This is a genomic window from Aeromonas sp. FDAARGOS 1416, assembly GCF_019048085.1.
In the GTDB taxonomy this organism is placed as follows: Bacteria; Pseudomonadota; Gammaproteobacteria; order Enterobacterales; family Aeromonadaceae; genus Aeromonas; species Aeromonas veronii.
The window spans coordinates 52533-78224 of sequence record NZ_CP077301.1 but is presented as its reverse complement, the minus strand read 5'-3'; the positions used below and the strand labels follow the sequence as shown (position 1 = coordinate 78224).

The 25692-nt window shown below is 59.6% G+C and carries 28 protein-coding genes; 10 read left to right on the top strand and 18 right to left on the bottom strand.

Going from position 1 to position 25692, the window contains the following annotated elements:
• The first annotated feature begins 14 nt into the window (after positions 1-14).
• Genes surA through I6L46_RS00345 form a run of 5 tightly spaced genes read left to right on the top strand, consistent with a single transcriptional unit; the run spans position 15 to position 4305 of the window.
• Entirely contained in the window at positions 15-1313 is a 1299-nt protein-coding gene (surA, locus tag I6L46_RS00365) for a peptidylprolyl isomerase SurA (protein WP_203120024.1), read from the top strand.
• A complete protein-coding gene (gene pdxA / locus I6L46_RS00360) occupies positions 1313-2308 on the top strand; it encodes a 4-hydroxythreonine-4-phosphate dehydrogenase PdxA (RefSeq protein ID WP_216977058.1) in 996 nt (331 codons plus the stop codon). Before surA ends, pdxA begins: the two co-directional genes overlap by 1 nt.
• Positions 2298-3110, top strand: coding sequence for a 16S rRNA (adenine(1518)-N(6)/adenine(1519)-N(6))-dimethyltransferase RsmA (gene rsmA / locus I6L46_RS00355; RefSeq protein ID WP_203120020.1), 813 nt, complete (start codon positions 2298-2300; stop codon positions 3108-3110). The genes pdxA and rsmA overlap by 11 nt, the downstream gene beginning before the upstream one ends.
• A gap of 4 nt (positions 3111-3114) precedes the next feature.
• Positions 3115-3477: a Co2+/Mg2+ efflux protein ApaG gene (gene apaG / locus I6L46_RS00350; RefSeq protein ID WP_031227971.1), complete on the top strand. Its 363-nt coding sequence runs from the start codon at positions 3115-3117 to the stop codon at positions 3475-3477.
• A 6-nt stretch (positions 3478-3483) separates the two neighbouring features.
• Positions 3484-4305, top strand: a complete 822-nt coding sequence (locus tag I6L46_RS00345) for a symmetrical bis(5'-nucleosyl)-tetraphosphatase (RefSeq protein ID WP_203120018.1) — start codon at positions 3484-3486, stop codon at positions 4303-4305.
• Between the two features lie 118 nt (positions 4306-4423).
• On the opposite strand, the gene I6L46_RS00340 is transcribed toward I6L46_RS00345, so the two are convergent.
• The 3 genes from I6L46_RS00340 to I6L46_RS00330 form a co-directional block, all read right to left on the bottom strand.
• Positions 4424-4924 (bottom strand): 2TM domain-containing protein, encoded by a 501-nt coding sequence (locus tag I6L46_RS00340; RefSeq protein WP_042054945.1) that lies wholly within the window; start codon positions 4922-4924, stop codon positions 4424-4426.
• A 123-nt stretch (positions 4925-5047) separates the two neighbouring features.
• Complete coding sequence (locus I6L46_RS00335) at positions 5048-5494, bottom strand: VOC family protein (protein ID WP_216977056.1); 447 nt, start codon at positions 5492-5494, stop codon at positions 5048-5050.
• A gap of 3 nt (positions 5495-5497) precedes the next feature.
• Positions 5498-6487, bottom strand: coding sequence for a luciferase-like monooxygenase (locus I6L46_RS00330; protein ID WP_204480099.1), 990 nt, complete (start codon positions 6485-6487; stop codon positions 5498-5500).
• 305 nt (positions 6488-6792) lie between these two features.
• On the opposite strand from I6L46_RS00330, the gene I6L46_RS00325 reads away from it, so the two are divergent.
• Both I6L46_RS00325 and I6L46_RS00320 read left to right on the top strand, forming a co-directional pair.
• A complete protein-coding gene (locus I6L46_RS00325; protein ID WP_158110241.1) occupies positions 6793-7122 on the top strand; it encodes a hypothetical protein in 330 nt (109 codons plus the stop codon).
• A 100-nt stretch (positions 7123-7222) separates the two neighbouring features.
• The gene (locus tag I6L46_RS00320; RefSeq protein WP_076492777.1) at positions 7223-7564 is read left to right on the top strand and encodes a hypothetical protein; all 342 of its coding nucleotides are present in this window, start codon (positions 7223-7225) and stop codon (positions 7562-7564) included.
• A 182-nt stretch (positions 7565-7746) separates the two neighbouring features.
• Here I6L46_RS00320 and I6L46_RS00315 read toward each other — a convergent pair whose 3' ends face one another.
• The 4 genes from I6L46_RS00315 to rplU form a co-directional block, all read right to left on the bottom strand.
• Positions 7747-9117: a YjiH family protein gene (locus tag I6L46_RS00315; protein WP_204480103.1), complete on the bottom strand. Its 1371-nt coding sequence runs from the start codon at positions 9115-9117 to the stop codon at positions 7747-7749.
• A 365-nt stretch (positions 9118-9482) separates the two neighbouring features.
• A complete protein-coding gene (gene cgtA / locus I6L46_RS00310) occupies positions 9483-10685 on the bottom strand; it encodes an Obg family GTPase CgtA (protein WP_005339026.1) in 1203 nt (400 codons plus the stop codon).
• A gap of 200 nt (positions 10686-10885) precedes the next feature.
• A complete protein-coding gene (gene rpmA / locus I6L46_RS00305; protein WP_005339028.1) occupies positions 10886-11143 on the bottom strand; it encodes a 50S ribosomal protein L27 in 258 nt (85 codons plus the stop codon).
• Positions 11144-11160: 17 nt separating this feature from the next.
• A complete protein-coding gene (gene rplU, locus I6L46_RS00300; protein ID WP_005304210.1) occupies positions 11161-11472 on the bottom strand; it encodes a 50S ribosomal protein L21 in 312 nt (103 codons plus the stop codon).
• Positions 11473-11714: 242 nt separating this feature from the next.
• On the opposite strand from rplU, the gene ispB reads away from it, so the two are divergent.
• Entirely contained in the window at positions 11715-12686 is a 972-nt protein-coding gene (gene ispB, locus I6L46_RS00295) for an octaprenyl diphosphate synthase (RefSeq protein ID WP_216977053.1), read from the top strand.
• Positions 12687-12767: 81 nt separating this feature from the next.
• On the opposite strand, the gene I6L46_RS00290 is transcribed toward ispB, so the two are convergent.
• From I6L46_RS00290 to I6L46_RS00240, 11 genes are all read right to left on the bottom strand, one after another.
• On the bottom strand, positions 12768-12956 hold the full coding sequence (locus I6L46_RS00290; RefSeq protein WP_216977051.1) for a DUF2065 family protein: 189 nt from the start codon (positions 12954-12956) through the stop codon (positions 12768-12770).
• A gap of 103 nt (positions 12957-13059) precedes the next feature.
• Positions 13060-13944 (bottom strand): protease modulator HflC, encoded by an 885-nt coding sequence (hflC, locus tag I6L46_RS00285; RefSeq protein ID WP_005339038.1) that lies wholly within the window; start codon positions 13942-13944, stop codon positions 13060-13062.
• 3 nt (positions 13945-13947) lie between these two features.
• On the bottom strand, positions 13948-15099 hold the full coding sequence (gene hflK, locus I6L46_RS00280) for an FtsH protease activity modulator HflK (protein WP_005341060.1): 1152 nt from the start codon (positions 15097-15099) through the stop codon (positions 13948-13950).
• A gap of 91 nt (positions 15100-15190) precedes the next feature.
• On the bottom strand, positions 15191-16477 hold the full coding sequence (gene hflX / locus I6L46_RS00275; protein WP_005339043.1) for a ribosome rescue GTPase HflX: 1287 nt from the start codon (positions 16475-16477) through the stop codon (positions 15191-15193).
• Between the two features lie 63 nt (positions 16478-16540).
• Positions 16541-16804, bottom strand: coding sequence for an RNA chaperone Hfq (gene hfq, locus I6L46_RS00270; protein WP_005339045.1), 264 nt, complete (start codon positions 16802-16804; stop codon positions 16541-16543).
• 72 nt (positions 16805-16876) lie between these two features.
• Positions 16877-17806 carry a tRNA (adenosine(37)-N6)-dimethylallyltransferase MiaA gene (gene miaA / locus I6L46_RS00265; RefSeq protein WP_216977049.1) on the bottom strand — a complete coding sequence of 310 codons (930 nt, stop codon included), beginning with the start codon at positions 17804-17806 and terminating at the stop codon, positions 16877-16879.
• Positions 17796-19667 (bottom strand): DNA mismatch repair endonuclease MutL, encoded by a 1872-nt coding sequence (mutL, locus tag I6L46_RS00260; protein ID WP_216977047.1) that lies wholly within the window; start codon positions 19665-19667, stop codon positions 17796-17798. The genes miaA and mutL overlap by 11 nt, the downstream gene beginning before the upstream one ends.
• Before the next feature lie 3 nt (positions 19668-19670).
• A complete protein-coding gene (locus tag I6L46_RS00255; RefSeq protein WP_047436150.1) occupies positions 19671-19850 on the bottom strand; it encodes a hypothetical protein in 180 nt (59 codons plus the stop codon).
• Positions 19851-19866: 16 nt separating this feature from the next.
• On the bottom strand, positions 19867-21555 hold the full coding sequence (locus tag I6L46_RS00250; protein ID WP_245133431.1) for an N-acetylmuramoyl-L-alanine amidase: 1689 nt from the start codon (positions 21553-21555) through the stop codon (positions 19867-19869).
• 23 nt (positions 21556-21578) lie between these two features.
• Positions 21579-22052: a tRNA (adenosine(37)-N6)-threonylcarbamoyltransferase complex ATPase subunit type 1 TsaE gene (gene tsaE / locus I6L46_RS00245; RefSeq protein WP_164537642.1), complete on the bottom strand. Its 474-nt coding sequence runs from the start codon at positions 22050-22052 to the stop codon at positions 21579-21581.
• Positions 22053-22062: 10 nt separating this feature from the next.
• Entirely contained in the window at positions 22063-23574 is a 1512-nt protein-coding gene (locus I6L46_RS00240; RefSeq protein WP_216977043.1) for an NAD(P)H-hydrate dehydratase, read from the bottom strand.
• A gap of 60 nt (positions 23575-23634) precedes the next feature.
• Here I6L46_RS00240 and queG point away from each other — a divergent pair, with 60 nt between their 5' ends.
• A complete protein-coding gene (gene queG, locus I6L46_RS00235; protein ID WP_216977041.1) occupies positions 23635-24789 on the top strand; it encodes a tRNA epoxyqueuosine(34) reductase QueG in 1155 nt (384 codons plus the stop codon).
• A 111-nt stretch (positions 24790-24900) separates the two neighbouring features.
• Positions 24901-25641: a polyphosphate--glucose phosphotransferase gene (gene ppgK / locus I6L46_RS00230; RefSeq protein ID WP_005339062.1), complete on the top strand. Its 741-nt coding sequence runs from the start codon at positions 24901-24903 to the stop codon at positions 25639-25641.
• The last annotated feature ends 51 nt before the right edge of the window (positions 25642-25692 follow it).

Genomic DNA, 25692 nt, shown 5'->3' with positions numbered 1-25692 from the left:
CTTGAGAGATGGATATGAAAAAGACCCTGATTGCCCTGCTGACCGCGGGAATGTTCGGTGCCATGAGCCAGGCCGCACTGGCTGCGCCCGAGCTGATGGACAAGGTGCTGGCCGTGGTCAACAAGGACGTGGTGCTGTCCAGCCAACAGGACGCACTGGTCAACAAGGTAAAACTCTCTGCTCAGGAGAGCGGCCAGTCCCTGCCTGACGACGCCACCCTGCGCAAACAGGCGCTGGATCGCCTGATCCAGGAGAGCCTGCAGTTGCAACTGGCGGAGCGCCAGGGGCTGAAAATCAGCGACACCCAGCTGGAACAGGCTATTCAGGGCATCGCTGCCGACAACAAGATGACCCTGGATCAGCTGCGCGCCCAGCTCGCCCGTGAAGGGATGACCTATGCCCAGTATCGGGAAGAGGTTCGCCGCGAGATCCTGATGAACGAGGTGCGCCGCAACCAGGTGCGCCGCCGTATCAACATCTCCGAGCAGGAGGTGAAGCAGGTGGTGGAGATCCTGAAGAAACAGGGTCAACAGCAGAACGAGTACCACGTAGGCCATATCCAGATTGCCCTGCCGGACAACCCCACCGCCGCCCAGCTGGATGCCGCCAAGAGCAAGATCGAACGCATTCTGACCGCTCTCAAGCAAGGTGCCGACTTCCGCAAACTGGCCATTGCCGAGAGTAATGGTCCCAAGGCGCTGGAAGGGGGGGATTGGGGCTGGATGAGCCCGCAAGAGATGCCGACCCTGATGGCCGAAGCGGTACAGGGTGCCAAGAAGGGCGACATCGTCGGCCCGCTGCGCTCCGGTGCCGGCCTGCACATCGTCAAGGTGTTCGACACCAAGGGTCAGCAGCAAGTGATGCAGACCGAGGTGAAGGCCCGTCATATCCTGATCAAGCCCTCCATCATCCTGAGCGAAGAGAAAGCCAAGGGTATGCTGGATGGCATTCTGCACGACATCAAGAGCGGCAAGACAAGCTTCGCCAGCATGGCGGAGAAGTACTCCGAAGATCCGGGCTCTGCGGTGCAGGGTGGCGAACTGGGCTGGTCTGATCCCAACGTCTATGTCCCCGAGTTCCGCGACATGGTCAACCGTCTGCAACCGGGCCAGATCAGTGCCCCGTTCCGTACCAGCCATGGCTGGCACATCGTGCAGGTGGAAGATCGCCGCAGCCAGGATGCGACCGACAAGGCTCAGGAGCAGCGCGCCTACCAGCTGATCTACAACCGTCGCTTCGTGGAAGAGTCCCAGGCGTGGCTGGATGAGCTGCGTGACGAAGCCTACATCCAGATCGAAGGAGCCGGTAGCTGATGAGCTGCCGTCGCCTTGCCGTTACCCCGGGCGAACCGGCCGGGATCGGCCCGGACCTGGTGCTGCAGATTGCCCAACAGGATTGGCCCCACCAGTTGGTGGTGATCGCCGATCCGGCGCTGCTGTGCGAGCGGGCAGCCCTGCTGGGGCTCAGCATCGAGCTTGAGCCCTATGACGCAACCGCCCCTGCTCATCCGCAGCGGGCGGGCACCCTGACCGTCTGTCCGGTCACCCTCGGCGCCCCCGTGGTGCCGGGCGAGCTGAACGAAAGCAATGGCGCCTATGTGCTGGCAACCCTGCAGCGCGCCTGTGATGGCAACATGAGCGGCGAATTTGCCGCCGTGGTGACCGGGCCGGTGCACAAGGGGATCATCAACCAGGCCGGGGTCTCGTTCAGCGGCCACACCGAGTTCTTTGCACAGCAATCCAACACCGCCGATGTGGTAATGATGCTGGCAACCGAGGGGCTGCGGGTCGCACTGGCGACTACCCATATTCCGCTGGCCTATGTAGCGATGGCCATCACCGAGGATCGCCTCGGCAAGGTGATCCGGATCCTCAACGAGGATCTCGCCACCAAGTTTGGCATCGCCAAACCCCGTATTTACGTCTGCGGCCTCAACCCCCATGCGGGGGAAGGTGGCCATCTTGGACGTGAAGAGATTGACGTGATCGAACCTGCCCTGGCCACGCTGCGCCAGGAAGGGATCGATCTGGTCGGCCCATTGCCGGCCGACACCCTGTTCCAGGAGAAATACCTCAAGGATGCGGATGCGGTACTCGCCATGTACCACGACCAGGGGCTGCCTGTGCTCAAATACAAGGGCTTCGGCAGTTCGGTCAATATCACCCTGGGGCTTCCCTTCATCCGCACTTCGGTGGATCACGGCACCGCGCTGGATCTGGCAGGCAAGGGCCTGGCCGATCCGGGCAGCCTTGTCACCGCGATTAACCACGCCATCAAGATGGTAGAGAAAAAAAGATATGAGCAGTAAGGTGCACATGGGCCACACGGCCCGTAAGCGTTTCGGTCAGAACTTCTTGCACGACCGGTATGTGATCGATCAGATCGTCGCCGCCATCAACCCGCAGCCGGGTCAGAATCTGGTGGAGATCGGTCCGGGTCTGGCCGCGCTGACCGAGCCGGTTGCCGCCCAGATGGACAAAATGACCGTGGTCGAGCTTGACCGGGACCTTGCAGCTCGCCTGCGCGAGCACCCGACTCTCAAAGACAAGCTGACCGTCATCGAAGCTGATGCCATGCGTTTCGACTTCGGCACCCTGATGGGTGAAGGCAAGGGGCCGCTGCGCATCTTCGGCAACCTGCCCTACAACATCTCCACCCCGCTCATCTTCCACCTGTGCGAATTTGCCGACCGGGTTGAAGACATGCACTTCATGCTGCAAAAGGAAGTGGTGTTGCGTCTGGCCGCCGGCCCGGGCAGCAAGGCTTACGGCCGTCTGAGCGTGATGACCCAGTACTACTGCCAGGTGGTGCCTGTGCTGGAAGTGGGCCCGGGCGCCTTCAAACCGGCGCCGAAAGTGGACTCTGCCGTAGTTCGCCTGATCCCGCACAAGAATCCGACCATAGTCGCAAAAGACATTCGTTGTCTGAATCGCGTCTGTACCGAAGGCTTTGGCCAGCGTCGCAAGACCATCCGCAACAGCTTCTCCAACTTCATCACCGACACCCAGCTGACCGAGCTTGGTATCGATGGCAACCTGCGCCCGGAGAATCTCTCCCTCGAGCAGTTTGTCATGATCGCCAACTGGCTGGCGGATCAGCAACAGGCCTGATCCTGTGGCACTCCCGCACATCGAGATCCGCCCATACCCCGTGTATGTGGCGGGCTCCAAAGACCCTTACCAGTTTCACTATCTGATCGAGATTGAGAATCTGGGGCCCGGCCCGGTGCAACTGCTACATCGGCGCTGGCTCATCACCGATGCCAATGGCAAGATGCTGGAAGTGGCAGGCCCGGGCGTGGTCGGGGAGCAACCCGTCATTGCCGAAGGTGAGACCTACCGCTACCAGAGCGGCGTGCCGCTGGCGACCCCGCTCGGGGTGATGGAAGGGAGCTATACCCTGCAAGATGGCTCTGGTCAGCAGTTTGAGGCGCCCATCGCCCCCTTCACGCTGGCCATCCCCAATATTATCAACTGAGGTTTCATGGCGAACTGTTTTGTCGGTGACATCCAGGGCTGTTACGACGACTTGCGCCGTCTGCTGGATCTTGCCGCGTTCGATCCCGACCAAGACGTGCTCTGGCTCTGCGGCGATCTGGTCGCCCGCGGCCCGGACTCGCTCAACACATTGCGATTCGTCAAGGATCTGGGCAACCGTGCCGTTACCGTGCTCGGTAACCACGACCTGCACCTGCTGGCGGTGGCCAATGGCGTTGCACCGCTCAAGAAGAAAGACAAGCTGCAGAGCCTGATGGATGCGCCGGATCGGGACGAACTGCTGGAGTGGCTGCGCCACCGCCCGCTGCTGGCCGAACACCCCGACCTGCCCATCATGATGGTGCATGCCGGTATCTCTCCGGCGTGGGATGCCCGCACCGCCCGCAACTGCGCCCGCGAGGTAGAGAGCCTGCTGCGTGGCGATCAGTACCTGTGGTTGCTGCACAACATGTATGGCGATCAGCCGGATGGCTGGAAAGATGACCTGGTCGGGATCGACCGCTACCGCTACATCATCAACACCTTCACCCGAATGCGCTTCTGCTACTTCGATGGCCGGCTCGACTTCAAATGCAAGAAGGGCCCCAAGGAGTCGACCCCGGGCCTGCGTCCCTGGTTCGAGCAGCGCGAGCATCACGTGGATGACCCCATTCTGGTGTTCGGCCACTGGGCGGCCCTGATGGGCAACACCGGCAAGAGCGACATCAAGGCGCTCGATACCGGCTGTGTCTGGGGCAACAGCCTCACCCTGTGGCGCTACGAGGATGATGCCCTGATCGCCACCCCCTGCCCGGTTCACGCCAGCTAGGGGGACGCAGCAATCTGGCGGTCGCTGCCGCACGGATTGCCACAACCCGTTCCAATAACAAAGCCCGGCAATCTGCCGGGCTTGCTGTTTTAGGTTCCCTGTTTTCCGGCGAATGAAGTTACAACTTGCGCCCCAGCCGCTTCTCGATCTGGCGCCGCTCCCACTCGGGGCCAAACAGCTTGAAGGGCTGAAACACCCGAACAGCATGGGAGGCAAGCCCCAGCCCCCAACCCAGGGTTGGCCACCAGGCCCAGATGTACTCCGGATTGCTCAGGTAGTTGATGACAAACAGCCCGCAGATCACCACCACGTAGCTGGCGACATGGTGATAGAAGCCCTTGAGCTCCTCCACATAGCGCATTGCCGCCCGCTCCTCTGCCGATACCTGCACCACATCCTGACCCATAGTGTCACTTCCTCTCATCTCGCGCTCCTGTTGCTCTGATCCATCCAGTTGAGCCACATCGAGTTCAAAGACGGCGGCCAGGGCCTTGAGAGATTCCAGTCCGGGTTGCTGCCCCTGCTCGATCCGCTGGATAGTGCGGACACTCAAACCAGTCAACGTTGCCAACTGATCCTGGGACCAACCCCGTTGCAATCTCAACTTCCTGACGATCATCTCGAACTCCTTGTGGTAATTGACAGGGCCAGCATAGGGCTTGCGCCGCGAAAGGTGACACGACAGATAGCCGACATACATCTGACAGTCCTTTAAAATCAGATGGTTAAGATTTTGATCTTGTCAGTCAGCCGCTCGTTTCCCCAGATATTGCACAAACCGTAACAGATAACCATCGGGATCCTGCAGCAAAAATTCGCGCTGCCCGGCCAGCATCTCGCCCACTGGATACCAGACCTCAGTGGGCTGCCGGAAAAGTGCAATCTCGGCGGCCTGCAAGCGGTCGAGTAGCGGCTGGAGCTCGGTCAGCTCCATCTGCAGATTGATCCCCCGACCGAACGGTGGCTCCAGCGCTCCGACCTGCCACCCCGCCGGATGTACCTGCTCCAGCATCAGTTGTACCTGTTGCTGTTCAAGATAAGCAAAAGGAGGGTCATCGCGCCGATAGCGGACCGAGAAGCCCAACAAACCGGTATAGAAAACCAGAGATCGAGCCAGATCGGTAACCGACAGCTCCGGTACCATGGGATTCCAATACACCTCATCCACCGCGACAGTAGGGTTCGTCATGGCTTACAGGCTCTGCATCAGCTCGGCGGCAATTTCAAAGGAGCGCAATCGGGCCTGATGATCGACGATGGGCCCATTGAACATCAGCTCATCGGCACGGGTTTCCGCCAGCAGCGCCTTGAGGCCATGACGAACCTGCTCCGGGTTGCCCACTAGCGAGCGGGCCAAGGTCTGCTCCATCGCCATCAGCTCACGGGGCGCCCACTCGTCACCAAGCTGGACGACCGGCGCAGGCAGCTTGCCCGCATCACCGCGATGAAGGCGCAAGAACTGCTGCTGCACGGTAGTGAACTGGAAGCGGGCCTCCCGCTCACTGTCAGCGGCGATCATGTTGATGCAGACCACCGCATGGGGCTTGGGCCAGCGAGCAGAGGGGCGATACTGGCTGCGGTAGATCTCCAGCGCCTGCAGCAACATGGCGGGCGCAAAATGGGAGGCAAACCCGAACGGCAAGCCCATCGCCGCTGCCAGTTGCGCACTGTAGAGGCTGGAGCCAAGCAGCCAGATGGGCAGATGCAGCCCCTGGCCGGGCACCGCCTGCACCGCGCCGATCTCGTCGCCAAAGTAGCTCATCAGTTCGCGCACATCGGCCGAGAAATCATCCACCTCGCCACTGCGCATACGCCGCAGCGCCCGCATGGTGCGCTGATCGGTACCGGGGGCGCGACCAAGGCCCAAATCGATGCGGTCGGGATAGAGAGAAGCCAAGGTGCCAAACTGCTCGGCAATCACCAGTGGCGAGTGGTTCGGCAGCATGATGCCACCCGCCCCGATCCGCAGAGTGGTGGTGGCTTCGGCCAGATGGCCGATCAGCACCGAGGTAGCGGCACTGGCAATGCCCGGCATGTTGTGATGTTCGGCCAGCCAGTAGCGCTGGTAACCCCAACCCTCGGCATGGCGGGCAAGGTCCCGTGAACGGCGAAACGACTCGGCAGGCACGGAACCCTCGGCAACAGGCACCAGATCGAGCACGGAATAGGGGATGGCAGACATTGGTCACTCCATTGATTTACACACCAGTAACAAGTGGGGCAATGTAGCACGGGATACCTGAATGAATCACTATCTCCTGCCACACTCTGCCTGCCAAGCGGCAGCAATCGAACGGAACAAATCTCAGGCAAGTATTGTTTGAACGCTCATCCTGCTGGCCGCGCAAGCCCGGGGGTGGATCATATTTTCTTACATTTGCGGGCTGGCCTGAGCGCCCCGGGCTGGTTATAACGGTGCCCCTATAGCGAAGGGGGAGCAACAGACTCCCCCTCACTCTTTGTCACACCACACTGTTCAGGTTATCTATGTCAAAACATCTCGTTCTGCTGGGCGCACTGACGCTCTCCGGTTGCGCCCTGTTGTCTCCCCCCGCCCCTACCGTCACCCCTGTGCACCTTGCCGATACCAGCCAACGCGGCTTCTACATCGAGTGCAGCAGCATGAAAGCCTGCTTCCAGCAGGCCAACCAGACCTGCCCACAAGGTTACAAGGAGACCGACCGCCGCCAGCAGACGCTCTACAGCACCCAGTATCTGGGGGGAAGCTATGACAAGGAGAAGAAAATCTACCAAGCTGCCAAGCCCTATAGCATCGCCAACACGGTCCACTCGTTAACCATCCAGTGTCCGATCTGAGCATAACGTCACGCTAACCCATAGGGCGGCCGGCGCGGGATACCAAGGGTCCGGCCGGCACGCTCCCCCCTTTTCTTGTCCCACAGAGCACGCGCCTTTTATGTCACAGAGAATTGTCCTGCTGGGCAGTATATTGCTGTCCGGTTGCGCCCCCGCCACTGTCACTGAGCTCACCTCCGCAGATTCCTCGCTGCAACGATTCCAGATCGAGTGCAGTGCGCCGGATGATTGCCAGCAACAGGCAAGCTTGAGCTGTCCGCAGGGCTATCAGGAAACCGATCGCAGCCAGCACACCTTCACCAAGGTTCAGATGAGCATGGGGGGCACCGACCCGATGAGGGGATTTAGCCCGAGCTTCCCCCAGATCAGCACCTTCACCATCCATACCCTGCTGGTGCAGTGTCCCCGCAAGCCGGCACAGCCCCACCCGCAGGGACACTGATGAGCAAGGGCCCGCAGGCCCTTCTCTCTTGTTACCCACACTCAGCCCACGGCGAATGACCCACACCTTGCAAGGCAGGACGTTTTGCGAATAACCCGCGTCATCCATCAAGCCCGGAGAAAAGAGGAAAAGCCATAAAAAACGGTCAACCGAGGTTGACCGTTTTTCACTACGTTGCGTCCTTAGAACAGCAGATGTGCCACCCCGGCGATAACCGGCAAGGTGACCAGAGTGCGCAGCAGGAAGATAACAAACAGCTCCCACAACTTGACCGGGATCTTGCTGCCCAGCAGCAGGGCGCCTACTTCCGACATATAGATCAGCTGGGTTACCGACATGGCGGCAATCACGAAGCGGGTCATGTCGCTCTCGATGGTCGAGGCCAGCACTGCCGGAATAAACATGTCGGCAAAACCGACCATGATGGTCTTGGAAGCCGCTTCCGCCTCCGGCAGTTGCAGCAGCTCCAGCAAGGGGACAAACGGAGCGCCAAGCCAGTTGAAGATAGGGGTATGTTCGGCCAGCATCAGGGCGCAGGTACCGATCGCCATCACCACCGGCAGCACGCCAAACACCATATCCAGTGCATTCTTCACCCCTTCCCGCGCGACGGCGCCGAGATCAGTCATGCTGTCAGCCTTGGTCAGGGCACGCTCGAAACCATAGCTCATCACGCTGTGCTGGTGCGGCACTGCTTCCTGCTTGCGGCACAGGGGAGTGCCATCGGCATAGATGTCCTTCTTCCAGCAGAGCGGCGGCAGACGCGGCACCACGATGGCGGCAACCACCCCCGCCAGACAGACGGTCAGGTAAAAGGGGACGAACATGTGCTCCAGCTTCACCTGGGAGATCACCACCAGACAGAAGGTGATGGAGACCGCAGAGAAGGTGGTGCCAATCACCGCGGCTTCACGCTGGGTATAGAACTTCCCTTCGTACTGCTTGCTGGTCAGCAGGATACCGACGCTGCCATCGCCGAGCCAGGAGGCAAAGCAGTCCACTGCGGAGCGACCCGGCAACCGGAAGACAGGACGCATGATGCGGGTCATCATGGTGCCGACAAATTCCAGCAGCCCGAAATCGAGCAGCAACGGCAGCAGCAGGCCGGCAAAAATGAAGACCGAGAACAGCACCGGCAGCAGATCGTTGAGCACCAGTCCACCGGTTGCGCCGGAGTAAAGCACCTCAGGCCCCACCTGGAAGAAGGTCAGCAGCACGAAGATACCGCCCAATACCCGCACGCAGGCCCAGAAAGGGGAGACATTGAACAAACTGTTGAGGAAAGGACGACGCACCAGAATCGCTGGCTTGAACAACCAGGCAATCAGCGTCATCAGCATGGTGGTGGTGATCACCGCACTGACCATGGCGACCAGATAATCGGCAAAAACGCGCTGTACCAGCTTGGCCAGCACGGCCACCGGGATGGTGACGTTACCGTCATAGACGACTGGCGTCATGAACAGCAGGATCCCGATAAGTGACGGAACCAGAAACATCAACAAGTTACGGCGACTATTGACCGCAGGTGCTTCGAGACTCTTTTCCAACATGATATGACTGCCCTAATGTTACTTTTCCCTAGCTCGGCCAACCTGCGTATTCATGCATTAACCGGCAAAACGGGCGCAAGAATACTCTAAAAAAATGCACAAACAAGCCCTTAAGGCAGAAATCTGCGCATAAATATTTCCACAGGCAAACCTTCCGTTAAAACAATAAGATACAGCTGCGCATATCGATTCAATCGACATCGCCAGATGATTGTTTCGTTATTGTTAATTTTTGTGGGCAGTATAATCGGTTATCAGTGGCAGGCAATAAGTAGCATCACAAATATACCTAATGAGTTGCTGCTCGATAGACATAAAAAACCGGAGCCTGTTCAGGCTCCGGTTTTCAATGAGAGTAACGGGGATCAGTCACGGACGTAGATGACTTCAACGCCATCATCTTCGTCGTCATCCCAATCGTCATCATCAAGCCCTTCATCGAAGGCAAGAGAGGCAGCCAGTGCTTCCGCTTCAGCCTTGGCCAACTGGTTCTTGTGGTAGTCGTCCCACTTGAACTCCACCTTCTCAATGGCGTCTTTAGCATCTTCCGCCAGCTGACGGGGCATGGTATCCAGCAGATCCAGAATGTCGTAGCAGACCTTCTTGGTGCCTTCCTTGCTGATGGCAGTGATGGCATAGACCGGACCTTCGTGGTTCAGGGCCGCCTTGACGCGATCCATCACCTCCTGGGCTTCTTCTTCCAGGATCAGGTCCATCTTGTTAAACACCAACCAGCGCGGCTTGCCAGCCAGTTCCGGGCTGTACTTCTCCAGCTCCTTGACGATGGTCACGGCATTTTCAGCAGGATCGGAGCCATCAACCGGGCAGATATCCACCAGGTGGATCAGTACGCGGCAACGCTCGAGGTGTTTCAGGAAGCGGATACCCAGACCTGCACCTTCGGCAGCACCTTCGATCAGACCAGGGATATCGGCGATCACGAAGGAGCGGGAGTTTTCACCACGCACCACACCCAGGTTCGGTACCAGGGTAGTAAAGGGGTAATCAGCCACTTTCGGGCGAGCCGCAGAAACGGCGCGAATAAAGGTAGACTTGCCTGCGTTGGGCAGACCCAGCATGCCGACATCGGCCAGCAGCAGCAGCTCCAGCTTCAGAGTACGCACTTCACCCGGAGTACCGTTACTCTTCTGGCGGGGAGCACGGTTGACGGAGCTCTTGAAGCGGGTGTTGCCCAGACCGTGGAAACCACCTTTGGCAACCAGCAGCTTCTGTTCGTGGTGGGTCAGATCCCCCAACAGTTCACCGGTATCTTCATCGGTCGCTCGGGTACCGACCGGCACACGCAGGATCTTGTCCTTGCCGCGGCGACCGGTACAGTTGGCGCTCTGGCCATTCTCACCGCGCTCGGCAGCATGGAAACGCTCGAAACGGTAGTCGATCAGGGTATTGAGGTTCTCGTCGGCGATCAGATATACGTCGCCACCGTCACCGCCGTCACCGCCGTCCGGACCACCGTTGGGAATATATTTTTCACGGCGAAAGCTTACACAACCGTTACCACCGTCACCGGCATCGACTCGAATCTGGACTTCATCAACAAACTTCATAGGTAACCGTCACCTTAATTCGAAAAACCGATACGCAATTATAGTGGTACAGACCCCTGCGGGCGATACGCATCTTGCCAATCATGCCCGTCAGAGCCAAAGTCAGCTGCGTTCCGTTTTTTCGTCAACGACATCAGAAAGACGTCAGAAAAACAAAAGCCCCGCCTGTTGGCGGGGCTTCGGATCCTTGCGGTCCGTAATTACTCAGCAACGATGCTAACGTACTTACGATTCAGCGGACCTTTAACTTCGAACAGGATTTTACCAGTCGCGGTAGCGAACAGGGTGTGATCCTTGCCCAGACCAACGTTGGTGCCAGCGTGGAACTTGGTACCACGTTGACGAACGATGATGCTGCCAGCCAGAACTGTTTCGCCGCCGAAACGCTTCACGCCCAGGCGTTTAGCTTCAGAATCGCGACCGTTGCGGGATGAACCGCCAGCTTTTTTGTGTGCCATTTATCGGACTCCTCTAATTAAGCGCTGATGCCAGTGATTTTGACTTCAGTGAACCACTGACGGTGGCCCGCTTGCTTACGATGGTGCTTACGACGACGGAACTTGACGATAGTCACTTTCTCGCCACGGCCGTGAGCCACAACTTCAGCTACAACCTTGCCACCTTCAACGAAAGGAGCACCTACTTTAAAAGTGTCGCCTGCAGCAACCATCAGAACTTCGTTGAAGTCGATGGTAGCGCCAGTCTCAACGTTCAGCTTTTCCAGACGAACGATTTGACCTTCGGCCACACGGTGTTGTTTTCCGCCGCTTTGGAATACCGCGTACATTTGATTAACTCCGTAAAGGCATGTCTTTTGCTCAAGGCTAGACATGCGCAAAAACCTATAACAATGGGCGGGCATTCTACGCAAATCGATCTGCTCAGGCAAGGCCAATTTAGCAAAAAGTTTATTTTGTGCGCATATCTGCCGCCGTGGATAAACGCCTAACTGTAACCCATTGTGAAATCGTGTAGAATCCCTGCCATTACTAAAATCGCAGTTATTGCTGCTGTCACGTTACGAGACTTATGGACCAACAGACTATCCGTGCGCTCTGTGCCGCCGACATGACGGCGGTCAATGAACTGATCCTGGCCCGACTCCAGTCCGACGTTAGTCTGATTAATCAGCTGGGTTTCTACATTGTCAGCGCCGGCGGGAAACGGATGCGCCCAATGCTGACCGTGATGGCTGCGCGTGCGCTGGGCTATGAGGGTGAGGATCACCTGAAACTGGCCGCCATCATCGAATTCATTCACACCTCTACCCTGCTGCATGACGACGTGGTCGACGAATCCGACCTGCGCCGCGGCCGGGAGACCGCCAACGCCATGTTTGGCAATGCTGCCAGCGTGCTGGTCGGTGACTACCTCTATAGCCGCTCCTTTCAGATGATGGCCGAACTCTCCAACCTGCGGGTGATGGAGATCCTCTCGGATGCCACCAACACCATCGCCGAAGGGGAAGTGTTGCAGCTGATGAACTGCAACGATCCGGATACCACCGAAGAGAGCTACATGACGGTCATCTACTGCAAGACCGCCAAGCTGTTCGAGGCCGCCACTCGCCTTGCAGCCGTGCTGACTCATCAGCCCGAGCCCGTCGAGCAGGCCATGACCGATTACGGCAAGTATCTGGGCACCGCGTTCCAGATCATCGATGACGTGATGGACTACTGCTCCCAGAGCGAAGATATGGGCAAGAACGTCGGCGACGATCTGGCCGAAGGCAAACCGACCCTGCCGCTGCTGCGCGCCATGGAAGTGGGTACGCCGGAAGAGCGCCAGCTGGTGCGCGATGCCATCGAGCACCGCAACGGCATGGAACATCTTGAGCAGATCCTCGGGATTCTCGACCGTACCGGCGCGCTGGAGTACTCCCGCATGCGTGCCCGGGAAGAGGCAGACAAGGCCATTGCCGCCCTCGCCATTCTGCCGGACTCCCCGCACAAACAGGCGCTGGAAACACTGGCCCACATGGCCGTGCAGCGCAGTGCCTGAGTAAACGACATGCATGAAAAAAGAGGCCTTCGGCCTCTTTTTTATTGTCTGCTATCTGCTGGACAGTGCATTGCGCCAGACTCAGCGACTCAGCATCCAGAGGATCACGCTACCCGCAACCACTAGCGAGCCGCCGATACGGCGCAACTGCTCCGGTGGCTGATCGCTCAGCAGCCGCAACATCTGCTGCCATGCCCTTGGCATCAACAGCGGGTCGAGTCCCTCGAACAACAGCAGCAATCCCAACCCCATCAGCATGGATGTCAGCATCCGACCTCCTCAATGCAACCAGCCCCCGGGTCGACGGCTGGCGTTGGCGTCAAAAACAAAAGGGTCTGACAATGCAGACCCTTTGAATGTGACCTCGTGGCGATTACTGCTTGGTGCCGTGAGGAGACTTGAGGTAACGGAAGAACTCGCTGTCCGGCTTCAACACCATCAGGTCGTTGCCACCGGCAAAGCTCTTGCGATAGGCCTCCATGCTACGCACGAAGCTGAAAAACTCGGGATCTTTCTTGTAGCTGTCGGCATAGATCTTGGCGGCTTCCGCATCCCCTTCACCGCGCAGCTGGCGAGCGTTACTCTCGGCGTCGGCGATCATGACGGTTACCTTGCGGTCGATATCGGCACGCAGGATTTCAGCCTTCTCGCGACCCTGAGAACGGTGCTCACGGGCCACAGCGGTACGCTCGGCGCGCATCCGCTGGTAGATGGAGTTGGAGACTTCCACCGGCAGGTTGATCTGCTTGATCCGCACATCCACCACCTTGATGCCGAGCTCGGAGGAGCGCGCCATCTTCTTCAGGGCATCTTCCATCACGGTACTGCGCTCACCGGAGACGATGTCCTTGATGGTGCGGTTACCGATCTCGGAACGCAGACCGTTGTTGATCTTGCGCTTGAGCAGATCTTCAGCCTGCAGTTTGTTGCCACCACCAGTTGCCAAGTAGTACTTGGAGAAGTCCTCGATCTTCCACTTCACGTAGGAGTCGATGATCAGGTCTTTCTTCTCGGAGGTGACAAAACGGTCGGCCTGGCTGTCAATGGTCTGGATGCGGGCATCCATCTTGCGAACCTGGTCGATGAGCGGCACCTTGAAATGCAGGCCCGGCTCATAGAGGCGGGGTTCACCGGAGTCAACCCGCTTCACCTTGCCAAACTGCACCACAATCCCCTTCTGACCTTCATCAACGATAAAGACAGAGGAGAAGCAGACCATGGCCGCGACAGCGATTGCACCAATAGCTAGCTTTTTCATCTATCAGTTTCTCCCTGAGCTGAAGCGGTCACCGCTACGCAGCGGCATTGTCGGGGTAGAGTTGGCACCCTCGTTGGAAACGGGGACCTGCTCTGTGACCGGGGCGGCAGTGGCACGATCAGACTGGGTTACCTTCGGCTTGCCAGACAGCTTGTCGAGCGGCAGGTAGATCATGCTGTTGTTGCCAGCCGGCATGTCGACCACCACCTTGTTGGCCTGCTGATAGAGCTCTTCCATGGTTTCCAGATAGATACGCTCACGGGTCAGCTCGGGGGCAGCCAGATACTGGGGCAGCAGCTCGTTGAAGCGAGCAACTTCACCCTGGGCTTTCAACACGATCTGGGATTTGTAAGCTTCCGCTTCCTGCTCCAGACGCTTCACCTGGCCACGGGCCTTGGGCTCCACTTCACGGGCATAGGCTTCTGCTTCACGAATGAAACGCTGTTCATCTTCCTGAGCAGAGATAGCGTCATCAAACGCGTCTTTCACCTCTTCCGGCGGACGCGCCGGCAGGAAGTTGACATCGACGATCTGCAGACCCATCTGGTAGGGCTCGATGATGCCATCGATCACCTGCCAGGTCTCCTGACGCACCTTCTCACGACCGGTAGTCAGGACGTCATCCATCCGGGTATGACCCACCACGTAGCGCAGGGCGCTATCGGTGGCCTGACCCAGACTCTCGTCGGCATTGGTCACGCTGAACAGATACTGCTCGGGATTGACCACACGGTACTGCACGTCCATCTCGACTCGTACCACGTTCTCATCCTGAGTCAGCATGAAACCGGAGGCAGGCAGGGAGCGCACGGACTCGACGTCCACCGGGATCACCTGATCGATAAAGGTCGGCTTCCAGCGCAGGCCCGGCTCGACAATATGGGAAAACTTGCCAAACCGCAGCACGGCACCACGCTCCGCTTCGCGAATGGTGTAGAAGCCGCTGACGACCCACACCACCACAGCCACAACCAGCGCGATGGAGATACCAAAGCGACCTACATCGCCGCCAGATTTGCCGCCACCAAACAAGCCACCGAAACGGCGACTCACTTTGCGCAGCATTTCATCCAGATCAGGGGGTCCCTGATTCTTGCCGTTATTCCCCCAAGGGTCACGGTCTTTGCCGTTGTTACCAGGCTCATTCCAAGCCATCAGCGTCTCCATTAATACATGCGGATGGATATCATCTCTATCGGGCCATCATACGTTGCGAAGCCCCTAAGGGTTCATCTTCATCAACGAATCAATGCCTGATAAAGCGTTGTAAACTCTCACCTTCCTGTTTCACGAGGCGGTTCCAGTCGGCCACTTGCAAGCGGACTTCCAGCACGAAATCCCCCTCCTCGCTAAAACCTTCCTGCTCAATCCCTTTCAGCTGATAGAGCGCACTGCGCAATCTCGCGGCAGAAGGAGGCAACTGCAGGGTGTGATGCACCATGGAGCCAGCCAGCAATTCGGTCAGCGCCGTAAACAGATGCTCACAACCTTCACCGGTCTGGGCCGACAACCAGACGCGCAACGGGCGCCCCTCGTCATCTCGCTCCAGACCTGCCGGACGATCCGCCAGCTTGTCGATCTTGTTGCAGATCATCAGCTGGGGCCTGTCATCGGCTTCAATCTCGGCCAATACCTGCTGCACGGAGTCGATATTCTCCTGCATCTGCTCATCGGCACAGTCCACCACATGGAGCAGCAGATCCGCTTCACGGGTCTCCTGCAGGGTCGCCTTGAAGGCCGCGACCAGATCATGGGGCAAGTGTCGAATAAATCCAACTGTATCCGCCAAAATCACATCACCCACATCCCGGATCACCAGTTTACGCAGGGTGGGATCCAGAGTTGCGAACAATTGGTCGGCAGCATACACGCTGGCAGCTGTAAGTTGGTTGAACAAAGTGGACTTTCCGGCGTTGGTATAACCAACCAGTGACACCGTCGGCACTTCGTTGCGGTTGCGGGCGCGGCGTCCCTGCTCCCGCTGCTTGGCCACCTTGTCGAGCCGACGCAAAATCGCCTTGATGCGTTCCCGCAGCAGACGTCGGTCAGTTTCAAGCTGGGTTTCACCCGGGCCACGCAGACCGATCCCGCCCTTTTGACGCTCAAGGTGGGTCCAGCCTCGCACCAGACGAGTGGAAAGATGGCGCAACTGGGCCAGTTCGACCTGCAGTTTACCTTCGTGGGTACGGGCGCGCTGGGCAAAGATATCGAGGATCAGGCCGGTTCGGTCCACCACCCGGCACTGGAACAGACGCTCCAGGTTGCGCTCCTGGGCGGGGGTCAGGGCATGGTTGAAGATGACGACGTCGGCATCCAGCATCTGGACTTGGGACGCGATCTCTTCAGCCTTGCCACTGCCGACAAAAAATTTGGCACTGGGCGCACTGCGACTGGTGGTAATTACCCCCAGCGCATTGACTCCGGCCGAGCTCACCAACATTTTGAGCTCTTCCAGATCCTCCCGCTCACCCTCATCACTGAAGTTGACATGCACCAGAACGGCCTGTTCGCCAGCTTCATAACGGTCAAACAAGCGCTTGCTCCTTAACAGGAATCATGATGAATCTGAGTTGGCGAGTCGACTCGCCCAGGGATATCACGCCTCGGCATCACCCTGTTCATCAGCCGCGCCACCCGGAGTGGGCTGGTGATGATTAACGGCACGGGCCGGTACGACAGTCGAGATGGCGTGCTTGTAAACCATCTGGCTCACGGTGTTTTTCAGCAGGATAACAAACTGGTCAAAAGACTCGATCTGACCTTGCAGTTTGATGCCGTTCACCAAATAGATAGAAACAGGAATCCGCTCACGGCGCAGCGCATTCAAAAACGGGTCTTGGAGAGATTGCCCCTTAGCCATTTTTCTTTTCCTTATAGTTTGTTGTTTTTAAACACCGAATATCAATATAACAACCTGATTATACAGGGAGTGTCAAGCCGCACCAGCGCGAGCAAGCACGCGGTCGAGATTGCCAGACTCACCAGATTCCAACCAGGTCACATCGGGCCAGCCGCGCAACCAGGTCATCTGTCGTTTTGCCAATTGGCGTGTGGCAACAATGCCACGATAACGCATCTCATCATACCCCACTTCACCGCACAGGTAGTCCCACATTTGGCGATAACCCACACAGCGAATGGAGGGGAGATCCGGGGTCAGATCGCCGCGCGCCATCAGCGCACGAACCTCCTGTTCAAAGCCACCTTGCAGCATCTTGTCAAAGCGCTGTTCGATCCGCTGATGCAGCACGGCACGATCGCTCGGGGCGATGGCAAACTGCTGCACCCGATAGGGCAAGCCCTCCCCCTGCACCTGCGTCAGCTCGGTAAGGGTCTTGCCGCTGATACGGTAGACCTCCAGCGCCCGAGAGAGTCGCTGTGGGTCATTGGGGTGGATCCGCGCCCCGGCCACCGGGTCGATGCGCACCAGCTCATCGTGCAGCGCCTGCCAACCGAGGCGGGCAGCCTCTTCCTCAATCCCGGCACGAACGGCGGGATCGGCGGAGGGCAATGGGGACAATCCCTCCAGCAACGCCTTGAAATAGAGCATGGTGCCGCCCACCAGCAGCGGAATGCGGCCGCGGTCGGCGATCTCTTTCATCTCCCGCAGGGCATCCTTGCAAAAATCGGCTGCCGAATAGCTCAAGGCCGGGTCAAGAATGTCGATCAGCCGGTGCGGGGCCCGCGCCAGTTCATCAGCGGTCGGCTTGGCCGTACCTATATCCATGCCGCGATAGATCAGCGCCGAATCGACGCTGATGATGTCGCAAGGCAATGCCTGACACAGTTCAATGGCGAGATCCGTCTTGCCGGAGGCCGTCGGCCCCATCAGAAAAATTGCGGTCGGCAAGTCACTCGCCATGTTCAAACTCCTCCAGCACGGTCGCCAGCGAAAGCGGGCGCACCATGCGAATGTCTGCCAGTTGGTCACTGAAATCGGTCACAAGTTCCGTCAGCAGACGACTGGCAGTTGAAAAATCGTATATCTTCTCGCGGCTTATCCCCTGCTCCACCAGCCATTGGCATAATACTTCAGCCTGCTGGCCAGCATCACTGTCAGATCCGCCCTCGATGAGTTGCAGCAATTCGGGTAACAACCGCACCAGATCGGTCTGGCGCAGCAGGGCCGGCACCCGAGTCAGGATCATGGTGTCGCGCCCCCCGCTTTTCAACTCCAGCCCCATCCGTTTCAGTAAACGTTCCTGCTCGGTCACCAGCACGATCAGATTCTTCGGCAATTTGAAGGAGACCGGCAGCAACAGTGGCTGGGCCGCCAGCCCCTGACCCCAGGTCTCCAGCAGCCAGTGGCGCAGCAGCACCCGCTCGGCGCGCACCAGCGAGAGCAGCGCCAGCTGATTATCCCGCTCGATCAACAGGTAGGCCTGATCCACCAGTGTCAGGGCGCGACATCCCCCCTGTTTGGGTGACGGCACCGTGTCGGTGGACTGTGCGGGAGCAGCCTCAGTCGCAGTTGCGATAGGCAGCGTAGTGAGCAGAGCGCCCATGCCGCGCATCGCCTCCCGGCTTGGGGGCTCGGGCGGTTGATAATTGCTGGCTCGGCCAGCCCCACCGCCCCCCTCCCGCACCTGTGCAGGTGCCCGGTAGCTGTGCTCGGCTCCGTACCATTCGGGGCGTGGCGCCTGACCGGGATATTCAATTTGCGGAGTGACCGGCAACTCGACCAGGGTTTCGGCCAGCGGCGCGTCCTGATGAACGGCGCTGACTCCTTCGCGGCGCAGCGCAGTAAACAGCGCCTGAAAGATAAAGTCGTGGATGAGCCGCGCCTGATGGAAGCGCACCTCATGCTTGGCCGGGTGGACGTTGACATCCACCTGACGGGGATCCAGCTCGATATAGAGCACATAAGCGGCGAAGCGATCGGGAGGCAGCAACTCGTCATAGGCCTGACGAATGGCGTGGTTGATGAGCTTGTCGCGCATCATCCGGCCGTTGACATAGGTGTATTGCAGATCGTTTTGTGGTCTTGCCCCCTCCGGAGTCGCCAGCCAGCCCCACAGCCGCACATCGCTGTGCTCGCTCTCCACCGCCAGCGCATGGTGCATGAAGGGGGTGCCGCAAACGGCGGCGAGACGTCGCTCCTGCTCCGGCACGGTATTGGCGGCCTTGTACTGGCGCACCACCTTGCCATTGTGGCGCAGGATCAGGGTGGCATCGAAGCGGGAGAGCGCGATGCGGCGCACCAGCTCGTCGATATGGGCAAACTCGGTCTTTTCGCTGCGCATGAATTTGCGCCGCGCCGGGGTATTGAAGAAGAGATCCACTACCTCCACCGTGGTGCCCACCGGATGGGCCGCCGGCTTGATGGTGACGCTCATTTCGCGCCCTTCCGCCTGGGCTTGCCAGGCTTCGGACTGATCTGCAGTACGGGAGGTGAAGGTGAGACGGGAGACCGAGCTGATGGAAGCGAGCGCCTCGCCACGAAAACCGAGGCTGTTGATCCCTTCCAGATCGTCCAGCGTGGCCACCTTGGAGGTCGCATGACGCGACAACGCCAGTACCAGCTCGTCTTTGGCGACGCCACAGCCGTTGTCACGGATACGGATCAGCTTGGTGCCCCCCCTGTCGATGTCGATCTCGACCCGGTCAGCCCCCGCATCCAGGCTGTTCTCCACCAGCTCTTTCACCACAGAAGAGGGCCGCTCCACCACCTCTCCGGCTGCAATCTGGTTGGCCAGAATGGGTGGCAAAATACGGATCGGCATCATTTACTCCTGAATTTCTATCTTGCGGATGGTCAGTCTCTTAAGGCTCCAGGAGGGCCGCTCTACCACCTCTCCACCAACCGGAATCTGGTTGGCAAGGATAGGGGGTAATATACGGATCGGCATCGCTGACTCCTGAATTTCAATCTTGCTGATGGTATTCGCTAACAGCGGGAGCGGCATCACCCGCTCCCGCGCGTCAGTTTTGCGGAATGTAGAGCACCTGCCCTACCTGAATATTCCGCGACTTGAGCTTGTTGATCTCTACCAGCCGAGCCTGACTCACCCCATGTTTCTCGGCAAGGCGGGAGAGACTCTCGCCCCGCTTGACCACATGGCGGATCATCTGCGACTTGTCGTCACTGCGAACGGGGGCGGCAGCGCGGCTCTGCCCTTGCTGGGGAATATAGATTGTTTGACCAATCTGAATATCCCGGCTGCGCAGCTGGTTGATCTCCACCAAAGTGGACTGACTCACCCCATGCTTCTCGGCAAGGCGAGAGAGGCTCTCGCCCCGTTTGACCACATGGCGGAGCATCCGCGATTTGTCATAGTCCCCCACACTGCTGACCGGTGCACCGCTCTCCTGCGCTGCCGCCGAGTAAGGCTTGATCACCCCGGCGCCCGAGCCACTCGCCGTGCCGCTGTCGCGGGCAGTAGCGGGCATCTTGTTGGTCACTACCGGCTGCGACTGTGCCTGCCTGGGCTGGCTCACCGGCTGCCGGGATACCGGTGCAGGGCTAGTAGTGGCAGGTTGGCTCACCTGCCCCTTGCCGGTCAGCATGGCCCCCTTGGTCGGGTGGGCGCGGTAGTAGTTGCGGATCCCCTCGAAGATGGCGCGGGCCAGCTGGTCCTGATAGCTGGCGGTGGCCAGCAGCTTCTCTTCCGCATGGTTGGAGATAAAACCGGTCTCCACCAGCACGGATGGAATATCCGGCGCTTTCAGCACCGCCAGACTGGCATGCTCCGGCGCCTTCTTGTGCAGTCGGGCAACCTTGCCCATGGAGCGCAGGATCTGGCGGCTGACGTCATACCCTTCGGCACGGGACTTGTCCATGGAGAGGTCGAGGAAGGTCTGCGCCAGATAGGGATTGGGATCAGATTCCGCCAACACCTTGCCGACACCGCCCAGCAGCTCGCCCTGCTTCTCCTGCTTCTCCAGCCAGCTGCCCATCTCGCGGTTGGCACGGTTGGTCGAGAGGACCCAGACCGAGGCGCCGCGCGGGGTGGAGTTATGAAAACTGTCTGCATGGATAGAGACCAGCAGATCCGCCTTGGCCTTGCGGGCGATCTCGGAGCGCTTGTTGAGGTCGACGAAGTAGTCGCCACGACGGGTCATCACGGCGCGCATCCCCGGCTCGCGGTCGATCAGTGCCGCCAGCTTCTGGGAGACCGCCAGCGTGACCCGCTTCTCGTAGGTACGACGCGGGCCGATGGAGCCCGGGTCTTCCCCGCCGTGGCCCGGGTCGATGGCAATCACCACCCCCTTGCCCTTGCCACCGACAGGCGTGGATTGCACCGCAGCCGCCGAGCGCTTCTCTTCATAAGGCAGGTCGATGACCAGACGGTGACCATAGGGCCCGGCTGGTGCCAACGGAAAGACCACCGGCTTGATGGCGGAGCTGAGATCCATCACCAGTCGCAGACCGCCCTTCTCCAGCGGTGTGCTCTGGCGGATCTTGCGCACCAGTTCGCTGTTGTTCTCGATCCGGGCCAGATTGGCGGCGTTGCTCGCCCCTTTCAGATCGATCACCAGCCGATCCGGACCGGTGAGGGTGAAGTAGTTGTAATTGGGGGCGCTGCTCATATCGAGCACCACCCGGGTGTTATCCGGTGATGGCCAGATTCGTACGCTCTTGAGCTGATTCGCCCAGGAGGGTAACGCCATCAAAGAGAGAGCAATAACAAGGATCAAGCGCACGTAGATGACAACCGTTCCAGAATGGCTTCGCCAATAGCAGTACGAGCCTCTATCAGAACCTCGCGCTGCTCGCCTACATAAGTGAGGGTAATTTCCAGGTCGGGAGCCGGTAACCAGCCCTCGCCCTTCTCGGACCACTCCACCAGACAGAGTGTGTTGGCGGCAAAATAGTCCCGAATGCCCATGAATTCCAGCTCTTCCGGATCAGCCAGGCGATAGAGATCAAAATGGTAGACCTGCCAGCCATCGAGCTCATAGGGTTCGACCAGGGTGTAAGTCGGGCTTTTTACCTTGCCCTGATGGCCAAGGCCCTGCACCCAGCCGCGGGTCAGGGTGGTTTTACCGGCGCCAAGCGTGCCATGCAAAAACACTGTAGTCGCCTGCTGGCAGGCATGTGCCAGACGGCCGCCCAGTGCCACGGTTGCTGCCTCGTCCGGCAGTGTCATCATCAACTGTTTTGCCATGTTCTTCTTTTTAACTTGTAATGGTGTCGGGATTAACCAGTTTGCGGATCAGCGGCAGCAGATCTGACGCCAGCATGCCCCGCTCGCCGTCAGCGGCGGCCAGATCTGCAGCCTCACCGTGGATCACGGCGCCCAGCCAGCTTGCCATGGTGACAGACCAGCCCTGGGCCAAAAGGGCGGCGATTATACCAGATAACAGATCGCCCATGCCGCCACTTGCCATGCCGGGATTGCCTTCACAACAGAGAGCGACCCGCTCGCCGTCATAAATAAGTGTTCCCGCCCCTTTTAGCAGCACCACACCGCCATAACGCCGCTGCAGTGCCTGCACGGCGGCAAACCGGTCGGTTTCAATCTCGGCAATGGAGCATCCCAGCAGTCTCGCCGCTTCGCCGGGATGGGGCGTGAGCACCCAATTATCCTGATGGCGGGGAGATTGCGCCAGCCAATTCAATCCATCGGCGTCCAAAACCAGTGGCAGCCGATCGGTAAGATTACGAGCGATTTGCGCTCTTCCCCACTCATCCTGACCGAGCCCGGGGCCAATGACCCGCACCGACGCCCACCCCTCGTCATCAGCGGTGGTGAGGCTCATCAGCTCGGGTTGGTAGAGGCTGACCGGCGGATGTTCTGGATGCTGACACACCCTCACCAGCCCGGCCCCCGCCCGCAGGCAGGCGCGGGCAGCCAGCACGATGGCCCCCTGCATGCCGCGATTGCCCCCCACCAGCAGCACCTTGCCATAAGAGCCCTTGTGGGAAGCACGCGGGCGCGGGGTCAGCTGCGTGCTCAGCTGCGGATAATCGATACGCCAGGCGGCGGGCAGCATAGTGTCATCAGGCGTCACGCCAAGGGGATCACAGTCGAGCTGGCCGACGCAATCCACCCCGTCGCCGGTGAGCATCCCCTGCTTGATACCGATAAAGGTGAGGGTGCGAGTGGCCTGCACCACGGCCCCCATGGCACGGCCGGTATCGCCGTTGAGGCCGGAGGGGAGATCCACCGCCAGCACGGGCACAGCCAAGCCATTGATTGTTGCGACGATCTTTGTCAGTAGTGGCGAGAGGGGCGTGTTGACGCCGGTGCCAAACAGGGCATCAACCACCAGCTCCGGGGCGGAGTGCTGGGCCCCATCAAACTGCTCGGCCAGCCAGACCCGACCACCGGCTGCCAGCCACTCATCGGCAGCCCGTCTGGCATCCCCCTTCAGCTGGTCGGGTGCCCTGGCGGCAATCACCACCACCTCGATGCCAATCTGGCGGGCAAGGCGGGCCAGCACATAGCCATCACCGCCGTTATTGCCGGGGCCGACGAAAATCCACCAGCAGCGGCTGTCGGGCCAATGCAGGGTGGCATAGGTGCGCAGCGCGGCACCGGCTCGCTCCATCAGGGCATAGAGAGGTTGCCCCTCACGCGTGGCCCAGTTGCGCTCCAGTGTGCGGATCTGTTCAGTCTGCCACAGCCCCTGTGGTAAACTGCCCCCCTCTTTTGTGCCCAACGCGCCCCTGATGATCTCTACCATGACGGCTCCCGCCTCTTATCAATCGACCCACGCCAGCAAACACCGGCCAGGCCAAGCCGCATGAGCGCACCTGACTTCCACCAGCTGGCCCACGATATCAAGCTCTGGGCACGGGAGCTAGGATTTGACCAGGCGGGCATCACCGACACCGATCTGCGTATCGAAGAGCCGAGATTGCAGGCCTGGCTGGATGCGGGCTATCACGGCAGCATGGATTACATGGCACGTCACGGCATGATGCGTGCGCGCCCCCACGAGCTGCTGCCGGGCACGGTGCGGGTGTTGTCGGTGCGGATGAACTACCTGCCGTTCGAGGCGGGTTTTGCCGCCACCCTGCGCGATCCGACCCTCGGCTATATCAGCCGCTATGCTCTCGGTCGCGACTACCACAAGGTGCTGCGCAACCGGCTAAAACAGCTGGGTGAACGCATCGAAGCGCGCTGCGCCGAGCTGTTTCAAGGCACTGGAGAGACCTTGGGTGAGTGGCGCCCCTTCGTTGACTCCGCCCCCATCCTCGAGCGGCCACTGGCAGCCAAGGCGGGCCTAGGCTGGGTTGGCAAACACTCACTGCTGCTCAACGAATCGGCCGGCTCCTTCTTCTTTCTCGGTGAGCTATTGCTCAACCTGCCGCTGCCACTCGACCAGCCAGTGGAGAAGGAGCAGTGCGGCAAGTGTGTCGCCTGCATCAACATCTGCCCGACCGGCGCCATTGTCGCCCCCTATGTAGTAGATGGCCGCCGCTGCATCTCCTATCTCACCATCGAGAACGACGGTCCTATTCCGGAAGAGTTCCGGCCCCTGATGGGCAACCGCATCTACGGCTGCGACGACTGCCAGCTTATCTGCCCCTGGAATCGCTACGCCGATGCCAGCCCGGAACCCGACTTCAGCCCCCGCACCAGCCTGCACCGCCCGCCCCTGCTGGCGCTGTGGTGCTGGAGCGAGAGCGATTTTCTCAAACAGACCGAGGGGAGCCCGATCCGCCGCATCGGCTATCAACGCTGGCGTCGCAATCTGGCAGTCGCCCTTGGCAATGGCCCGGCGACTCCCGAGGTAATCGCCGCCCTGCAACTGGCGCTGACCACCGCCGAGCCCATGGTGGCCGAACATATCGAATGGGCGCTGGCCACCCTTGCCCGGCGTCAGGATGAAGAGAACAAGAAGACCCGTTTGCTGATCCGCTGCATCGAAAAAGGTCTGTCGGATCACGCATAAGTGATCTGCCCCTTGCCGGATTGCAGCACTTTTTTCATGCTCTGCCGACCTGCGGTGCCCATAACAGCGTGGTCACTGCAAACTGCTCGGCACACAACAAGGACAACACAGATGCATATGTTGGGAGTGGATATTGGAGGCTCAGGGATCAAGGGCTGTCTGGTCGATACCAAAACCGGCGAATTGATTGGCGAGCGCCATCGCATTGCCACACCGCAACCGGCCACCCCGGCCGCCATCGCCCATACCCTCAAGGCGCTGGTCGAACACTTCGACTGGAAAGGACCGGTAGGCTGCGGCTTTCCTGCCACCATACACAACGGGGTTGCCAAGAGTGCCGCCAACATCGACAAGAGCTGGATCGAAACCGATGCCGAGCATCTGTTTGCCGATGTCACCGGCAAGCCCTGCTATGTGCTGAATGATGCTGACGCCGCCGGTCTGGCCGAGATGCGCTTTGGCGCCGGCAAGGATCGCAAGGGGGTCATCATCCTCATCACGGTCGGCACCGGCATCGGCACAGCCATCTTCGTCAACGGCCATCTGCTGCCCAACACCGAGCTGGGCCATCTGATGCTGGAAGGAATGGTCGCCGAGCACTACTGCTCCGATGCGGCGCGCAAACGGGAAGATCTCTCCTGGAACCGCTGGGGCAAGCGCTTCAACAAATATCTGGCGCGCCTCGAGTTTCTCTTCTCCCCCGACCTCTTCATTCTGGGGGGCGGCAGCGCAGCCAAGCTGGATAAGTTTGTCGATCGCATCGAGACCCGGGCGCCGCTTATTCCGGCGGCCAGCCTCAATCAGGCGGGCATTATCGGGGCCGCCCTCTACGCGGCCGAGCAGCAGGGCTGACCGACGCTCACTGCAAGTCAGCAGATACCAATGGAAAGGGCCCGGCACTGC

What these genes read in the sequence shown, in the direction of transcription:
- miaA (WP_216977049.1), bottom strand. Translation starts at nt 17,806, where the DNA reads ATGGCGAGTGACTTGCCGACCGCAATTTTTCTGATGGGGCCGACGGCC.
- hflC (WP_005339038.1), bottom strand. Translation starts at nt 13,944, where the DNA reads ATGAAAAAGCTAGCTATTGGTGCAATCGCTGTCGCGGCCATGGTCTGC.
- I6L46_RS00345 (WP_203120018.1), top strand. Translation starts at nt 3,484, where the DNA reads ATGGCGAACTGTTTTGTCGGTGACATCCAGGGCTGTTACGACGACTTG.
- surA (WP_203120024.1), top strand. Translation starts at nt 15, where the DNA reads ATGAAAAAGACCCTGATTGCCCTGCTGACCGCGGGAATGTTCGGTGCC.
- mutL (WP_216977047.1), bottom strand. Translation starts at nt 19,667, where the DNA reads ATGCCGATCCGTATTTTGCCACCCATTCTGGCCAACCAGATTGCAGCC.
- queG (WP_216977041.1), top strand. Translation starts at nt 23,635, where the DNA reads ATGAGCGCACCTGACTTCCACCAGCTGGCCCACGATATCAAGCTCTGG.
- cgtA (WP_005339026.1), bottom strand. Translation starts at nt 10,685, where the DNA reads ATGAAGTTTGTTGATGAAGTCCAGATTCGAGTCGATGCCGGTGACGGT.
- pdxA (WP_216977058.1), top strand. Translation starts at nt 1,313, where the DNA reads ATGAGCTGCCGTCGCCTTGCCGTTACCCCGGGCGAACCGGCCGGGATC.
- I6L46_RS00335 (WP_216977056.1), bottom strand. Translation starts at nt 5,494, where the DNA reads ATGACGAACCCTACTGTCGCGGTGGATGAGGTGTATTGGAATCCCATG.
- I6L46_RS00250 (WP_245133431.1), bottom strand. Translation starts at nt 21,555, where the DNA reads ATGGCGTTACCCTCCTGGGCGAATCAGCTCAAGAGCGTACGAATCTGG.
- hfq (WP_005339045.1), bottom strand. Translation starts at nt 16,804, where the DNA reads ATGGCTAAGGGGCAATCTCTCCAAGACCCGTTTTTGAATGCGCTGCGC.
- I6L46_RS00255 (WP_047436150.1), bottom strand. Translation starts at nt 19,850, where the DNA reads ATGCCGCTCCCGCTGTTAGCGAATACCATCAGCAAGATTGAAATTCAG.
- rsmA (WP_203120020.1), top strand. Translation starts at nt 2,298, where the DNA reads ATGAGCAGTAAGGTGCACATGGGCCACACGGCCCGTAAGCGTTTCGGT.
- rplU (WP_005304210.1), bottom strand. Translation starts at nt 11,472, where the DNA reads ATGTACGCGGTATTCCAAAGCGGCGGAAAACAACACCGTGTGGCCGAA.
- I6L46_RS00315 (WP_204480103.1), bottom strand. Translation starts at nt 9,117, where the DNA reads ATGTTGGAAAAGAGTCTCGAAGCACCTGCGGTCAATAGTCGCCGTAAC.
- hflK (WP_005341060.1), bottom strand. Translation starts at nt 15,099, where the DNA reads ATGGCTTGGAATGAGCCTGGTAACAACGGCAAAGACCGTGACCCTTGG.
- tsaE (WP_164537642.1), bottom strand. Translation starts at nt 22,052, where the DNA reads ATGGCAAAACAGTTGATGATGACACTGCCGGACGAGGCAGCAACCGTG.
- I6L46_RS00290 (WP_216977051.1), bottom strand. Translation starts at nt 12,956, where the DNA reads ATGCTGACATCCATGCTGATGGGGTTGGGATTGCTGCTGTTGTTCGAG.
- I6L46_RS00320 (WP_076492777.1), top strand. Translation starts at nt 7,223, where the DNA reads ATGTCACAGAGAATTGTCCTGCTGGGCAGTATATTGCTGTCCGGTTGC.
- I6L46_RS00240 (WP_216977043.1), bottom strand. Translation starts at nt 23,574, where the DNA reads ATGGTAGAGATCATCAGGGGCGCGTTGGGCACAAAAGAGGGGGGCAGT.
- ppgK (WP_005339062.1), top strand. Translation starts at nt 24,901, where the DNA reads ATGCATATGTTGGGAGTGGATATTGGAGGCTCAGGGATCAAGGGCTGT.
- ispB (WP_216977053.1), top strand. Translation starts at nt 11,715, where the DNA reads ATGGACCAACAGACTATCCGTGCGCTCTGTGCCGCCGACATGACGGCG.
- rpmA (WP_005339028.1), bottom strand. Translation starts at nt 11,143, where the DNA reads ATGGCACACAAAAAAGCTGGCGGTTCATCCCGCAACGGTCGCGATTCT.
- I6L46_RS00330 (WP_204480099.1), bottom strand. Translation starts at nt 6,487, where the DNA reads ATGTCTGCCATCCCCTATTCCGTGCTCGATCTGGTGCCTGTTGCCGAG.
- I6L46_RS00325 (WP_158110241.1), top strand. Translation starts at nt 6,793, where the DNA reads ATGTCAAAACATCTCGTTCTGCTGGGCGCACTGACGCTCTCCGGTTGC.
- I6L46_RS00340 (WP_042054945.1), bottom strand. Translation starts at nt 4,924, where the DNA reads ATGATCGTCAGGAAGTTGAGATTGCAACGGGGTTGGTCCCAGGATCAG.